Annotated in this window: 15 protein-coding genes; 9 read left to right on the top strand and 6 right to left on the bottom strand. The window is 61.9% G+C overall.

All coding sequences use genetic code 11. The features are described 5' to 3' along the window. Together OK351_RS16570 and OK351_RS16565 are read left to right on the top strand one after the other, a co-directional pair. Positions 1 to 536, top strand: a 536-nt coding sequence (locus tag OK351_RS16570; RefSeq protein WP_265161245.1) for a transposase, incomplete at its 5' end; no start/stop codon positions are given. Positions 537 to 715: 179 nt separating this feature from the next. Next, positions 716 to 1,462, top strand: coding sequence for a response regulator transcription factor (locus OK351_RS16565; protein ID WP_265161243.1), 747 nt, complete (start codon positions 716 to 718; stop codon positions 1,460 to 1,462). A 19-nt stretch (positions 1,463 to 1,481) separates the two neighbouring features. Here the strand turns inward: OK351_RS16565 and OK351_RS16560 are convergent, their stop codons facing one another. From OK351_RS16560 to OK351_RS16550, 3 genes are all read right to left on the bottom strand, one after another. Then, complete coding sequence (locus OK351_RS16560) at positions 1,482 to 1,970, bottom strand: SH3 domain-containing protein (protein WP_265161241.1); 489 nt, start codon at positions 1,968 to 1,970, stop codon at positions 1,482 to 1,484. Positions 1,971 to 2,298: 328 nt separating this feature from the next. Next, a complete protein-coding gene (locus OK351_RS16555) occupies positions 2,299 to 2,799 on the bottom strand; it encodes a ferritin (RefSeq protein WP_265161239.1) in 501 nt (166 codons plus the stop codon). A 201-nt stretch (positions 2,800 to 3,000) separates the two neighbouring features. After that, positions 3,001 to 5,406, bottom strand: a complete 2,406-nt coding sequence (locus tag OK351_RS16550; protein ID WP_371931479.1) for a Tex family protein — start codon at positions 5,404 to 5,406, stop codon at positions 3,001 to 3,003. 39 nt (positions 5,407 to 5,445) lie between these two features. On the opposite strand from OK351_RS16550, the gene OK351_RS16545 reads away from it, so the two are divergent. Both OK351_RS16545 and OK351_RS16540 read left to right on the top strand, forming a co-directional pair. Further along, on the top strand, positions 5,446 to 5,805 hold the full coding sequence (locus tag OK351_RS16545) for a hypothetical protein (RefSeq protein ID WP_265161236.1): 360 nt from the start codon (positions 5,446 to 5,448) through the stop codon (positions 5,803 to 5,805). 20 nt (positions 5,806 to 5,825) lie between these two features. Next, positions 5,826 to 6,209: an RNA-binding S4 domain-containing protein gene (locus tag OK351_RS16540; protein WP_265161234.1), complete on the top strand. Its 384-nt coding sequence runs from the start codon at positions 5,826 to 5,828 to the stop codon at positions 6,207 to 6,209. On the opposite strand, the gene OK351_RS16535 is transcribed toward OK351_RS16540, so the two are convergent. Then, entirely contained in the window at positions 6,206 to 8,161 is a 1,956-nt protein-coding gene (locus OK351_RS16535) for a S9 family peptidase (protein WP_265161232.1), read from the bottom strand. The genes OK351_RS16540 and OK351_RS16535 overlap by 4 nt on opposite strands. 65 nt (positions 8,162 to 8,226) lie before the next feature. Here OK351_RS16535 and OK351_RS16530 point away from each other — a divergent pair, with 65 nt between their 5' ends. Continuing rightward, positions 8,227 to 8,751, top strand: a complete 525-nt coding sequence (locus tag OK351_RS16530) for a DUF1697 domain-containing protein (RefSeq protein WP_265161230.1) — start codon at positions 8,227 to 8,229, stop codon at positions 8,749 to 8,751. 70 nt (positions 8,752 to 8,821) lie between these two features. Further along, positions 8,822 to 9,475, top strand: coding sequence for a trimeric intracellular cation channel family protein (locus OK351_RS16525; RefSeq protein WP_265161255.1), 654 nt, complete (start codon positions 8,822 to 8,824; stop codon positions 9,473 to 9,475). Positions 9,476 to 9,494: 19 nt separating this feature from the next. Here OK351_RS16525 and OK351_RS16520 read toward each other — a convergent pair whose 3' ends face one another. Both OK351_RS16520 and OK351_RS16515 read right to left on the bottom strand, forming a co-directional pair. After that, complete coding sequence (locus OK351_RS16520) at positions 9,495 to 10,748, bottom strand: MFS transporter (protein ID WP_265161228.1); 1,254 nt, start codon at positions 10,746 to 10,748, stop codon at positions 9,495 to 9,497. A 19-nt stretch (positions 10,749 to 10,767) separates the two neighbouring features. Beyond that, positions 10,768 to 11,307 carry a TetR/AcrR family transcriptional regulator gene (locus tag OK351_RS16515; RefSeq protein ID WP_265161226.1) on the bottom strand — a complete coding sequence of 180 codons (540 nt, stop codon included), beginning with the start codon at positions 11,305 to 11,307 and terminating at the stop codon, positions 10,768 to 10,770. Between the two features lie 148 nt (positions 11,308 to 11,455). On the opposite strand from OK351_RS16515, the gene OK351_RS16510 reads away from it, so the two are divergent. The 3 genes from OK351_RS16510 to OK351_RS16500 all read left to right on the top strand — a co-directional run bounded on the left by OK351_RS16510 (position 11,456) and on the right by OK351_RS16500 (position 14,600). After that, positions 11,456 to 12,976 (top strand): MFS transporter, encoded by a 1,521-nt coding sequence (locus OK351_RS16510; RefSeq protein WP_265161224.1) that lies wholly within the window; start codon positions 11,456 to 11,458, stop codon positions 12,974 to 12,976. Between the two features lie 300 nt (positions 12,977 to 13,276). Continuing rightward, a complete protein-coding gene (locus OK351_RS16505) occupies positions 13,277 to 13,480 on the top strand; it encodes a cold-shock protein (protein WP_265161222.1) in 204 nt (67 codons plus the stop codon). Between the two features lie 127 nt (positions 13,481 to 13,607). Continuing rightward, entirely contained in the window at positions 13,608 to 14,600 is a 993-nt protein-coding gene (locus OK351_RS16500; RefSeq protein ID WP_265161220.1) for an LLM class flavin-dependent oxidoreductase, read from the top strand. The last annotated feature ends 5 nt before the right edge of the window (positions 14,601 to 14,605 follow it).

Raw genomic sequence — 14,605 nt, 5'->3', positions numbered from 1 at the left:
TCAAATTGGGTTCCGAGGCCCTGGATCAAACCCGGCAGCGGGTCCAGCGCGAACAGCATGGCCGGCGAGGACGCAAGGATGACCCGCTGTATAAGTGCCGTCGGACCTTGACCACGGGGCTGTCCTTAGCCACTGACAAGCAGAAAGCCAAGCTTGAGGACCTTTTCACGGCGCCGGAGTATGAGCCGGTTCAACTGGTCTGGAGCGTGTATCAAAAGATGGTGGATGCCTACCGGCAACCGAAACCAGAGATCGGGCGGTGGGCGTTGGAGCAACTGATCAACGAGGTTGGCACAAAGGTTCCGAAGGGGTTGCCGGAGCTGAAGAAGCTCGGTGGCACCCTGCGGCGGAGGAAGACGGACATCCTCGCGTATTTTGACCACGTCGGCAGTTCAAACGGGCCTACTGAAGCGCTCAATGGCCGGTTAGAGCATTTGCGGGGTATCGCGTTGGGGTTCAAGAATCTGACGCACTATATCGCACGGTCGTTGCTGGAGACTGGCGGGTTTAGACCGCGATTACACTCTCAATCCTGAAGAGCCCGATTACTACTCACCGGTAATTTTGATAGAGGTCGGCGAATTCTCGAATCTTCTTCCTTTCGAAACGAGCTCTGCAGTAGACCATGAATACCTGTCTTCGTCTTTACCATGCACATTTTGGCAAGAATCCAATAAATTACCCACTCAGTTATACGATAAGATCACGATGTCGAATGAGCTGGGCAGAGGGGACTTGCCTGGGGCTGCGAATTTCGTCGATTCGAATCCGCGTTCAGCAGAGAATGGATTTATTGATGTCCCCACTTCGTGTTCACTTGGCCGATAGTGATCTTTTTTCACGCGCAGGTATCAAGGTCGCACTTGCCGACTGCGAGGATCTTTTCCTGGAAAAGGCATACTCGTCAATTTCCGAGACGGTAAAAGGAACCCTTGAATGTGAACCGGACATTGTTTTAGTTGAAGAATCATTGCGCGGAGACAACCTTGGCGAAGCAATCACACGAATAACTGAGACCTCACCGAATACCAAGGTAGTAATCCTTGCAGTCACCCATGACACCGGAACGATCAGCAAGGCCCACGCGGCCGGTATCTCGGGATATATCACCAAGGATACGATCCATGCGGATCTTCCCGCGGCTTTGCGCATGATTGCCGGTGGATACTCGTTGTTTGCCCAGCCTTCGGACGAGGCTATCTTCCCGCCTCGTTTCCGCCTGATATCGGATCGTGAATCCATTCTCGATTGCTTGTCCGCACGGGATCGTCAGTTGATCTCGCTCGTGGCATCCGGATGTACGAATTCTCGTATTGCCAAGATCATGCACATCAGTGAAGGCTCGGTTAAGCTGTACCTCGCCAGAATCATGGAAAAGTGGAAAATATCCAACCGTGTTCAGTTAGCGGTAATCGCTGCAGAGGTCGGGTTGATTACCTTCGACGATCTGGAGTCGGCCTAGGCCGTGGTTCGGCCAGTAGCTAATATACGGTGCGCAACTGGCTGGCGGGAATCCACATGGGTTCCTCATCGCGCTCGATCTTCCGCCAGGCTCCCTGCCGGGCAATGACCACCACCGCGGTATCCGCCTGCAGGATCCGGGCCAGCGGATAGTGGTCCCCCGGGCCACGACGCGCATTCAGGGTAATGGTTGTCAAGGCGCGCCGTTGTGGGACCGAAATCAGGCCATCCTTGGCTGGTTGGTTGGGCAACGCCTGAAGATACATGCTCGGCACCCATCCCAAGAGGTCGCCACACTGTATCTGTGCCCAGAGGCCCTGCTGTACCACGGTCTTGACCTTGGCACCCTGATCAACGACCTTGATCACCGGAAAACCCGTCCCGGCCCCCTTGCGCAAGTTTAACGTGGCCGTGGTGGCATGGGTGGTTTCGATATGTGAGTAACGCGATGGAACGGGGTTCCGCTTCTGCTCCGTTTCCTCGATTTCCGAGGTCGTTTGCTGTGCCAAGGACAGTTCCTCCAGGTAAGCCTTCGGCACCCACCCATACAAACGTCGTACATACACCTGCGCCCACGAGCCGCGGACTTCTACCAACGAAACCTCTTGGTGCTCGTCCAATTGGGCTTGCACCAGATAGTGACGTCCAGCGCCTTTGCGTAGCTTAAGCGACGCCGTTGTCCGGTGCGTCACCGCAACCTTCTGAGCATCAGCCTGTCCGCGTGAGGGTCCCACCCGGTTCACATACACCTCGAAAATGATAAAAACTTAGGGAAACAACGATTGTTGTTTCCCTAAGTTTATTTCAATATTCGGTTACCCGCGGCAGGTTGCGAAATTAGCTGTCCGATTTACGTGATGCAAGCTCGGATTCGATGCGCAGCAGGCCGCTGCCATCGTCGCCGACCAGGCGGATACGGTCCAGAATCTCACCGACGGTGGCCTCTTCTTCGACCTGTTCGTCAATGAACCAGTGCAGCAGTGGCAGCGAATCGATGTCCGATTCGTTCTGTGCCACACGGTACAGTTCGCGGATCGATTCCGAGACCTTCTGCTCGTGGGCCAACGAGGCCGCGAAGGCATCCTCGACGCTCTTGATGTTCAGGTTCGGTGCCGGCTGTTCGCCGATCCTCGGGTGGGCACCGCGATCGGTCATGTGGATGATGAATTTCTCGGCGTGTTCGATTTCCTCACCGGACTGGGCGCGGAACCATGCCGCGATACCAGGGAAGCTCTGCACTTCCATCTCCGCGGCCAGCTGACGGTATACGGTCGCTGCGGCCAGTTCGAGGGTAATCTGCTGGTTGAAGGCTTCTGCTAGTTTTCCTGTAAGTTCCATGGTTTTAGAGTACGGCCAATTCTGTCCCTTGTCACCGAAGTTATGGCACACTAAGAATTTTTACAATTAGCTAACAGAACCAGTTTGACATGGGGTTAATTGAGGCAAAACAAAGTTTGGACAGGGAAACCTATGCTGGGTGGAACCGTCGGGAGCGGCGCCACCCAGCATAGCCTGAACTAGCTGGAGGTTGCCACCCGGTTATCCCAATCCGGCCTTGCGCAGCGCCTCGGCCATTGCCGTGTTGGCCGGGGCTGGCCCCTTGGCGGCCGTGGTCGCGCGCCGGTTTCCCTTGCGCTCCCCTCCAGGCTTGGTCCTGCGTTGTCCGCGAGGCCCGTTCTCGGCAGTCTGCTCTCCCGGCAAAGGGTCATCCAGGCGTAGGGTGAGGGAGATACGCTTGCGTGCCGCATCGACGTCGAGCACCTTGACCTTGACGATTTGGCCGGAGGTGACCACGTCACGTGGATCCGAGATGAACTTGGCGCTCATCGCCGACACGTGGATCAATCCATCCTGGTGGACTCCGATATCGACGAAGGCGCCGAAGGCGGCGACGTTGGAGATCGTACCTTCCAGGATCATGCCCGGGTCAAGATCCTTGATGGTCTCGACCCCTTCCTTGAGCGAGGCGGTCACGAATTCACCGCGCGGGTCCCGCCCCGGGCGCTGCAATTCGTTGATGACATCGCGGATGGTTGGTTCACCGAACTGTTCGGTGACGAACTGGGACGGGTTCAGCTCGGTCAGACGCCGGCCTTGGCCGGCCGCGGTTTGCTGCAAGGTCCGTGCCAGGTCGTAGGCCTCGGGGTGTACCGCCGAAGCATCCAACGGATCGGTTCCACCGTTCACGCGCAGGAACCCGGCGCACTGTTCAAAAGCCTTGGCGCCCAGACGCGGAACCTTCAGCAGGTCCTTGCGGGTGGAAAACGGCCCGTTGGCGTTGCGGTGTTCGACGATATTCCGGCTCAGCAGCGGACCGACACCGGCCACCCGGGAAAGCAAGGCCGGGGAGGCGGTGTTCACATCGACTCCCACGGCATTCACGCAGTCCTCCACCACCGCGTCCAGGGCCCGGTCGAGTTTAACTGCGCTGACATCATGCTGGTACTGGCCCACACCAATGGATTTCGGGTCGATTTTCACCAGCTCGGCCAGCGGATCCTGCAGACGGCGCGCAATCGACACGGCACCGCGCAAGGAAACATCCATATCCGGAAGCTCTGCGCTAGCCAATTCCGAGGCCGAATACACCGATGCGCCGGCTTCGGAAACGATGACCTTGGCCGGTTTGTTCCCGGTCAGCACCTTGATCACCTCGGCTGCCAGTCGGTCGGTTTCCCGCCCCGCGGTCCCGTTGCCCACCGCGATCAACTCGACGTGGTGTTTGCGCGCCAGCTCGCTGAGGATCGCCACTGATTGGTCCCATTTGTTGGCGGGGGCGTGCGGGTAGATTGTGGCCGTATCCAGAACCTGTCCGGTCACATCCAGCACGGCGACCTTCACCCCGGTGCGCAGACCCGGGTCCAAGCCCAGCACTGCCTTGGAACCAGCCGGTGCCGCCAACAGTACATCGCGCAGGTTGGCGGCAAAGATCTTCACCGATTCATCCTCGGCGGCTTCGAAGAGCCTGGTGCGCAGGTCCGATTCGAAACGGGTCAGCAGCCGGGCCTTCCACGCCAGACGAACGGTCTGTGCCAACCACTTTCCGGCCGGGGTATCCGTTGAAGGGGTGATCCCCAGGCTGCGGGCCACGGCGGCCTCATAGCCTGCGCGGGCCTCGCTGACCGCGTTCTCGTCGCGGGGGTCGGCTTCGGCCAGTTGCAGGTTCAGTACCCCGTCGCGTTCGCCACGGAGCAGCGCCAGGACGCGGTGCGCCGGCAGGGATTCCATCGGGGCGCAGTAGTCCAGGTAATCCGCGTATTTTCCCTGCCCTTCGGCAGTTGCCGTGCTGGCCACGCCGGCGCCGATCCGGCCTTTGGACCAGAGCCGCTCACGCAATTCGCTGGCCAAGGCCACGTCCTGCGAGACCCGTTCGGTCACGATCGACCGGGCGCCGGAAAGCACCTCGACGGTGGTGGCGAAACCGGCCTCGGCGTTCAGGAACCGGGCCGCGACCTCCTCCGGATCCAGCTGCGGGTTCTCCAGCAACTGGTCGGCCACCGGTTCCAATCCGGCCTCACGGGCGATCTGGGCCTTGGTGCGGCGCTTGGATTTGAACGGGAGGTAGATATCCTCCAGCACCGACTTGGTTCCTGCTACGGCGATCGCGGCGGCTAATTCATCGGTGAGCTTGCCCATTTCCTCGATGGCATCGCGCACGGTGACACGGCGTTCTTCCAGCTCACGCAGGTACCGCAGGCGTTCCTCGAGAAGGCGCAACTGCGCATCGTCCAGGGTGCCGGTGACTTCTTTTCGGTACCTCGCGATGAAGGGAACGGTGGATCCAGAATCCAGCAGTTCAATGGCGGCTTTCACCTGCCAGGTCTGTACCGGGGTAGTGCTGGAAAGTTCTTCGGCCAGGCGTTGAATGATTCGTTGTTCTGCGCTGTTCACCGAACCATTGTGCATCACCGGCACCACGACGTGGATGATCGACTCGGCTGCCATTCAGCTGATCCCCAACCTTATTCGTTAAAGTTGGATGTCATGGGGTACACAAAACATCGCAAAGTCCTGGCAGTGGCGGCGCTCCTGTTGCTTGCCACAAGCACCGCCGGTTGTTCCGTTGTGGAGCAAAAAGCCTCCGAAGCTGCCGAACAGCTCACCGATGCCGCGTCACGTGAATTCATCCGCCAGGCCTGCGCTCCGTTGCAGGATGGCCGGATCGATGCCGGCGAGATGAGGGTACTGACTTCCCTGGTCGGTGCCATCGACGGCGGGGGGCTGCCGGCGGAAATCATCGAGCCACTCAAGGAACTGGCCGACAGCGGGGATGGCACCGCGTCCGAGGCCATCCAGCAACGTTTGGTGCAGGCCTGTGACAATGCCGGTGCCTACGCCGGCTGACTTGTCCTAAAATCGTAACCATGGTCCAGATTTCAACTACTTCCAAGGTCCGGCTGGACGCGTGGCTCTGGGCTGTTCGCGTCTACAAGACCCGATCGGCGGCCACAACGGCCTGCCGTGCCGGCCATGTCAAGCTCAATGGCGCCCCGGTGAAGGCCTCCCAGCAGGTGGTTCCCGGGGATAAGCTGAGGATCCGCAAGGACGGGTTCGACCGCGACCTGGAGATCACAGCGCTGATCTCCAAACGGGTGGGCGCTCCTGTGGCCGTGAAGTGCTACCTCGACCACACACCGCCACGCGAAAAGGTGGTGGTGCCCATGGTGCCGGTCCGGGACCGGGGCACCGGACGTCCAACCAAGAAGGACCGACGCGAGATGGACAAGCTGCGCCAGTCCTGGCGCTAGGCCAATTCGAGTTCGGCAACCCCCGCCGCGAAGCCGAATACCTGCGCGTAGAACGCCAGGGAGCTTTCCAGCGCACGGACGATATTCGCTTCCTTCCTGAATCCGTGCTGTTCCCCCTCGAAGAGGATGTAGGCGTGCGGGATGCCCCGGCGGGCCAATTCGTTGACCACGACCTCGGACTGCGCCGGTGGAACCACCTTGTCCTCGTCTCCCTGTAACACCAGTACCGGGCAATCCAGCTTTTCCAGGTGGTTGATCGGGGCACGCTGCGCGTAGAGCTCGGCAGCTTCAGGGTAGGGGCCGACCAGCGAGAACATGTAGCGTGATTCGAAATCGTGGGTATCCGAAACCAGCGAGACCAAATCCGAGACCCCGTAGCGGCTGATACCGGCCCTGAACCGGTCGGAGAAGGTCAACGCGCACAGCACCGTCCAGCCACCGGCCGAGCCGCCTTCGATCCCGATGCGTTCGGGGTCGGCAATCCCCCTCGCAATGAGCGCATCGATAACCGCCACCGTGTCCTGGACATCCACCACACCCCATTGGCCGCGTAGCCGGTTGCGGTATTCGCGCCCGTACCCGCTGGAACCGCCGTAGTTCACATCCACCACGCCGATCCCACGCGAGGTGTAGTAGGCCACGCTGGCCGTCAGGGTGGCCGCCGCCTGGGCGGTCGGTCCGCCGTGCACCATCGTGATGTACGGGGGCAGCGCACCGTCCGGACCCGCGTACCCGTTGTTGTGTGGACGATAGAGCAATGCGTGGACCTCTTGTCCATCGGCGTTGAGGCATCGCAGTTCCTCGACCTCGGGCAGTTCATCGGCCGGTGGCAGGTGTTCGATGGCCCGCGCCATGGAACGGGCATGCAAGGTGTCCAGGTCGATCAGCGTGATTTCCTCCCCGTCACGCATCGAGGATGTCGCGGCCAACAGCTGCGAGCCGCGCAATTGCAGCGGCCGGATACGGGTGTAGGGCAGTTCCAGCGGCTGCAGCTCCCCGCCATCGGCCGACACCCGCGCCAAACCGGTCAGCCCGGTCCCATAGGACATCAGCAGGCTCCGGGAGGACTCGACCAGATACCAGGTGCTGCCCGCCTGCCACAGCGGACCGGCAAATTCTGCGGTCATGTCCACCAGCTGGTGTCCCCGGCCGGTGTCTAGGTCAAACACCTGCGGATTCCACCATCCGGATTCATCGCTGATGAAAACCAGCCGCCGGTCATCCAGCCACTCCGGTTGCATGACCGAGACGTCACTGCCGCCGGCAATGGTGCCGATCCGGTCCAAGCCGTGGGCGGTCACCGAGGCCAGGTGCAGTTCGGTTCCGTCCCACGGCATGTTCGGGTGATCCCAGCTGATCCAGCACAACTTCTCCCGGTTTGGGCTCAGTCGTGGTGCCGCCACGAACCGGGCCGCCGGGGTCAATTTCGTGATGAATTCCGGGTTCGTGGCGGCGCTGCCATCGAGCGGAATCGAGACGATCCGCCGGACCGGCTCATCGGTGTTGTCTTCCATGATGGCCAGGATCTGCCCGTCCGTGATGCCCGGCACCAGCTCGGCGAAACGCAGCAGCGGGTTGGTGTCTTGCAGGCTGTCGGGCGTCAACGCCCGCGGCGGCCCACCATCCAGGCCCAGCGCGTAGAGCCGCTGATCGGTGAAGTTCGCGAAGATGATCTGCGGTTGCGGCCTGTCAACCAGGATCCAGCTGGCGCCGCCGTATTCGTGGACCCGCGAGCGAACGTTGAACGGCTCCGGTACCAGCTCGCGCAACGGTTCCCCGCTGTGCAGGTCCACCTGCCATAGGGTAATACGACCGCCTTGCTCGGGCCGGGCCTGCTGGATGATCACCGTTGATTCCAGGAAGTCAGCGCCTCCCAATGGTTTGGTTCCGGCGGCCACATCCGCAGCCGAGATCAAGGAGGGCCAGGAACCGTAGTCAAGTCGCGTGGGCATATCTCGATCCTAGGTCATGGACCGGGCACTCGACATCCGCGGTGTACTGCGTTTGGATTAGGGGCATGGACCGGTTTGTGTTCCTGCTGCGTGGGGTGAATGTGGGCGGGTTGAAGATGTCCATGGCACAGCTGTCCGCGGCCCTGTCCGATGCCGGATTCGCCCAGGTACGCACCGTGTTGGCCACCGGCAATGCGGTGTTCGATTCGCCGCAGGATTCCGGGCAGGTGCTGCAGTGCGCGCACCAGGCATTGCAGCGGAAGTTCGGTGTGCCGGTGCAATGCCTGCTATATCCGCGGGCCGGTTTCCGGGCGTTGCTACCCGAGCCTTTTCCATTGGAGCCGCCGACCGGGGATTTTCACCGGTACATGAGTTTCACCCGAGATCCACGGGCGGCGCGAGCGCTGGCTGCGGCTCTTCCCGGAGACGTGGAGCAGTATGTGTTGCGCGGACCGGTCTTGTACTGGTTAGCGGCCAAGGGAAGCAGTACCAGTTCACAGTTGGCCACCGCACTGCAGCGGCTGTCGAAGGACCACCTACTCACCACACGGAACCTTAACACTGTGCACAAGGTCGCAAAACTTCTGTAGCGGCCACCAGCGCACGCATAATGGGAACCGTCCGCCTTACTGCTGCCCCGGGATAACCACCTTGTCTACAATGTTTCTGCTGATCGAGCTCGTTGGGATCTTCTTCTTTGCCGTCTCCGGTTCCCTGGTGGCGGCCCGACGTGGTTTCGATATCATCGGCTCGATGTTCCTGGCCGGGGTCGCCGGGCTGGGCGGAGGCGTGGTCCGTGACCTGATCCTGGACCAGACCCCGGCGACGTTCACCAACCCGGTGTACTTTGTCCCGGCGGTGCTCGGTGCCCTGCTGGTGTACTTCTTCACCCCCGCGGTACAGAAATTGCACCGCCTGATCCTGCTGTTCGACGCCGGAGGGCTGGGGCTGTTTTGCGTCACCGGGACGCTGAAGGCGCTGACCTTCGGGATGAACCCGATTACCGCGGTGCTGTTGGGGGTGACCACGGCCGTGGGTGGCGGGTTGCTGCGTGACGTTATTTCCAACGTGACCCCGGAGCTGTTCAACCCCCGCGACATCTATGCACTGCCGGCCATTGCCGGGGCCGCCATCGTGTCGCTACTCTGGGTGCTGGGCTGGTTCAATCCCGTGACCGGAGTGGCGGTGGCCGTGGTGGTTTTCCTCGCCCGCCTCGCATCGCTCAAGTACGGCTGGAAGGTGCCGATGGCCGCCGGGCACTGGCACCGGGAGCCGCCGGCTCCGGGCAGCGACGGACCCCAGCGCCACTACTGAGCGGCGGTGGGCGGATGACTCAGTCGATCCGCTCGCGTTTGCCCAGGTTTTCACCACCGGGGGCATCGTCCTCGATCGCCCGCGGCGGATTGATCATGATCGCCCCGGCCAGCATCACCACGATGCACAACCCCAGCATGGAGAAGGCCGCACCCCACGAGTCGGTGGCCTTCTGCACCACGCCGAAGAGCATCGGCACGATGGCGGCTCCGGCGTACCCCAGTCCCTGGGCGAATCCCGAAAGCACCCCGGACCCGTAGGTGGTGCGCGAGCGCAGGTTCATCATCAGCAAGGCGATGGCGAACGTGCCCTGCCCCAACCCGGCCAGCGCGACCCACAGGGCGATATTCCCGGTGGGCGACAGGTAGATGCCCAGGTGGCCTGCAATCCAGCAAAGGGTGAACAGCCCGACGGCGACGATCGGGTGCTTGAGTCGCGGCACCCAGAGGGGAACGAGCAGACTGACCGGCAGGCCGAGGATGGCGAATAGCGCCAGCATGGTTCCGGCGGTCCCCTCATCGAGCCCCTGGGCCACCAGGTACGGGGGCAGCCAGGTGAAGTACACATAGGTTTGCGCCGAGTTGCCTGCCAGGTAGATCGCCAGGCCCCAGGCGACCTTGGAACGCCACGGGTTGATCCTGACGGTCGGCGCCGCACCGGGAACCGGGACCGGTTGCTCCGGGCGCTGGATCCTGCGGTCGGATATCAGTTGGACCAGCCACGGCAGCAGTACGATGCCCGAGAGCACGGCCCACGATCCGATGGACAACTGCCAGCTGGACAGGTCGGCCAGCGGGACCGAGAACTGCGGGGCGATCCAGGTCCCCACCGCCAGCAGGGTCACATACCCGCTGGTGACCAGCCCGATATGATCCGGGAAGTATTTCTTCACCAGTGGCGGCAGCACCACATTGCCCATCCCGTAGCCGGCCAGGGTCACGATGGATAATCCCAGGAACAGGTACACGTCCGAAACCCAGGGGCGGGCCAACTGACCGGCCACGGCCAGTAGGACCGCAAGAACCAAGGTGCGTTCCAACCCCCAGGCGCGGATCATCCGCGGGGTGAGCAATCCGAACACTGCGAAGGCGATGGGCGCCAGCATGGCCAGCAGCCCCGTGGTGAATTCGGTGAAGGCGATGTTCTCCTGGATACGCTGCAACAGCGGCGGTACGGAGACCACCGCCGCGCGCAACGACAACGCCATCAGCAAGATGCCCAGCAAGGCCCCGATACGTCCGCGTAGTGGCGTCTTGTTCCTACCTTGACCCATGAGCTCCCTCAGTACCGTGCTATTCGTTGAGATTGCCCAACTTTTTCATATTAGCCACCAACTCTAGTAACTGGGTGAGCCGATCATCAAAATCCGAGTCGTGCCACCATGCCGGACGACCGGCATGGGCGTAGATTCCCTCCCCGATCAGCATGATCGCCTGGGCGACGGCGGGGTCCCGGACTTCGGCCAGGATCAGTTCGTACCACTGCCCGCTAATGGATTTCAGGCACTGTGCGGCCTGTTCATTGCCGGCCTGGCTCAGCCGCTCCACCGCCAGCAGATACCGGTCGAACTCGGTCCCCAGGACGGCGGAGGTCCGAACGAAGTGGACCGAGGTGCCCTCCGGGGCCGCCGCCATCTCCTGGCAGTCCCGTGCGGCCAGCTCGGTGCAGGCGCCGATCACCGCCTGGGCCAGGGCCTCCTTGGAGGCGAAGTGGTAGAGCAGTCCCCCCTTGGAGACCGCAGCACGTGCCGCCGTGGCGTCAATGGTCGCGGCCCGCTCCCCCTCTTCGCACAACAGCCAGACGTAGGCGTCCAGGATTTTGGTTCGTGCCAAGGGCGGTCTGGCCATAGGACTATCGACTCCAGCGGGTGATTGATCTGACAGTACCCTCTCATTGTAACAATACCGTCCAGACGGTACAGTAACTGTTGGGTTACCGACCCACGCACTGATCCGCAACACCGACATAGATGGAACCGCCATGGAGAACCTGACAGTACAGACCCAACCCCGCCCGCTCAGCACGCGGCGGCGATGGGCCGCGCTGGCTGTACTGCTCTTTCCCGTACTACTGGTCTCGGTGGACAACACCGTACTGTCCTTTGCCGTTCCGGCCATCTCGGCGGCCCTGCAGCCCACCGGCAACCAACTGTTGTGGATCATCGATATCTACCCGCTGGTTCTCGCGGGCCTGCTGGTGCCGATGGGGTCACTGGGAGACCGGATCGGGCGGCGCAAGCTGCTGCTGACCGGCGCCGTCGGCTTCGCGCTGGTCTCGGGCGTGGCGGCCTTCGCCACCGATGCCAGCCAGCTGATCGCCGCACGGGTGCTGCTCGGATTCTTCGGCGCCATGCTGATGCCCGCCACCCTGTCGCTGCTGCGCAACATCTTCGAGGACCCCACCGAACGCCGGACCGCGATCGCCATCTGGGCAGCGGCCTTTTCCGGCGGCGCCGTATTGGGACCGATCATCGGCGGTATCCTGCTTGAACATTTCTGGTGGGGTTCGGTGTTTTTCCTGGCCGTGCCGATGCTGCTGCCACTGCTGATCGGCGGGCTGATCCTGCTGCCGGAGTCCAAGGATCCCAATCCGGGCAAGGTCGACCCGATCTCGATCCTGCTGGTCATCATGACCTTGCTTCCGTTCGTCTACGGCATCAAGTCGATCAGCAGCGGACCGTGGTTCATCCCGGTCATCGCACTGGTGCTGAGCGTTGTCTGCGGTGTGGTGTTCGTGCGCCGACAGCTGGGACAGCCAACCCCGATGCTCGATGTCCGGCTGTTCACCAACCGGATCTTCTCCGGAGCGCTGGTCATCAACCTGATCGGCGTGTTCTCCCTGGTCGGTTTCATCTACTTCGTCTCCCAGCATCTGCAGCTGATCTCCGGGCTGACCCCGTTTGAGGCCGGCGTATGGATGACGCCCGGACTGGTGCTGACCATGGTCTTCGGGCTGCTGGCGGTACGTTTCGCCAAGCGTTTCGGTGCCTCGAATGTCATGATCGCCGGACTGGTGCTCAGCGCCCTGGCCTACGGCATCGTGGTGTTCGCCGGTTCCACCGGCAACGACAACTGGTTGCTGGTGGCTTTCTGCATCCTGGGCCTGGGGGTGGGAATGAGCGAGACCCTGTCCAACGACCTGGTGATTTCCGAGGTGCCTGCGGCCAAGGCCGGTGCCGCCTCGGCGATCTCCGAAACCGCCTACGAAATCGGTTCCGTTTTGGGCACCGCGGTGCTGGGCACAATCCTCAACGGGATCTATGCCGTCACCTTGCAGGTCCCCTCCTCCTTGTCCCCGGCCCAGGCCGAAGCAGCAACCCAGACCCTCTCCGGCGCCCACACGGTGGCCGGGGAACTGGATGGCACAACCTCCGTGACGCTGCTTGAAGCGGCCGCGCACTCCTTTGACCAAGGTGTGCTGGTCACCGCATCGCTGGCTGCACTACTGGCTTTGGTGGCCGCGATTGTCGTTTTCCGGGTGGTCAAACCCGTCGCAAGGTGACTATTAGTCGTTTCTTTGCCAAAATCTAGATTAATTCGTCCGAAGTTATTCAGTTGGGGCGAATCTCCACGTAGGCTAGGAGATGTAGTTTCAAAGTAATTCGCGAAGTACCCTTTAGAAGCTTGAAGACCTCACCAGTTGAACGTCCACAAGCCTTTCTAGACGTGAAGTGAATGACCTGGCTGCTTTGCACAACCGGCAGGCAGTTCCCTACACGGGGAATCGACACCGGTTTGCGTGGAAACAACCATTTCCGCCACGAGGTGTGGTGGAATACGTCTGAAAGGACCAAATAGAATAATGGCAACTGGAATCGTGAAATGGTTCAACGCTGAAAAGGGCTTCGGCTTCATCGCTCCGGACAGTGGCGAGCCTGACGTCTTCGCACACTTCTCCGCCATCCAGACCCAGGGCTTCCGTACCCTGGACGAAGGCCAGAAGGTCGAGTTCGAGGTTGTCGAGGGCCCGAAGGGCCTGCAGGCAGCTGACATTCGCGCTCTCTAAAGGCGAAGCGGCTACACGCCAAGCTTGAATCACCGGTGCTGTTCGGTTCATCCGAACAGCACCGGTTTTTTCTTGCCCCGAAAACGGTGTGCGGAATACCTGCGCCCCGGTGCGGGTTGAGGAATATGTGAAGCTTTCCATTCTTGATTTGGCACCGGTCGCACCGGGCAGCACCGTATCCGATTCCTTCAGGGCCTCCGTCCGGCTGGCGCAGCTGGCAGAACGCTGGAACTACGAGCGCATCTGGTACGCCGAACACCACAATATGGAGACCATCGCCTCGTCGGCGACCTCCGTACTGATCGGGCACATCGCCCACCACACCTCGCGGATCCGGCTGGGATCCGGCGGCATCATGTTGCCGAACCATTCCCCGCTGGTGATTGCCGAACAGTTCGGCACCCTGGCCGAGATCTTCGGGGACCGCATCGACCTGGGCTTGGGCCGTGCTCCGGGTACCGACCCGGTGACCTTGCGCGCGTTGCGCCGCGAACCGGCGGCCGCGGAGTCCTTCCCGCATGACGTCCTGGAGTTGCAGGCCTACCTTGCCGGGCAATCACGGATTGCCGGGGTGCAGGCGGTTCCCGGGGCGGGCACCAACGTCCCGCTCTACATCCTGGGCTCCTCGCTCTTCGGCGCCAAACTGGCCGCCCAGCTCGGACTACCGTACTCCTTCGCCTCGCATTTCGCGCCGGCGGCCCTTCACCAGGCCATCAACGTGTACCGCAGCGAATTTACCGCCTCCGACCAACTGTCCGAACCCTATGTGATTGCCGGGGTGGGCGTCCTGGCCGCCGCGGACAATGCCCGTGCCCACGAACTGCTGGAGCAGGCCAAACGGCAACGGGTCGCCGCGTTCCTGGGCCGCGGACGCGAACGGCCTTTCACCGAGGCCGAGATCGACATGCTGATGGGTACCGCGCAAGCCGAGCAGATCCTGGACATGATGCGCTACACCGCCCTGGGGGCGCCGCAGGAGGTGGCCAGCTACCTGGAGCACTTTGCGCAGAGCACCGGAGCCGATGAACTGATCACCGTGCACCACCCGGTCAATGAGGAGGACCGTCTGGAGTCCGTTCAGCTGACGGCCCAGGCCTGCGCCCTGGCCACCACCGCCTGAACGAC

Origin of the sequence: Glutamicibacter sp. MNS18 (assembly GCF_026107515.2) — a bacterium.
GTDB lineage: Bacteria > Actinomycetota > Actinomycetes > Actinomycetales > Micrococcaceae > Glutamicibacter.
Note: the sequence above shows the minus strand (reverse complement) of the source record. Positions and strands in the feature narration are given on the sequence as shown.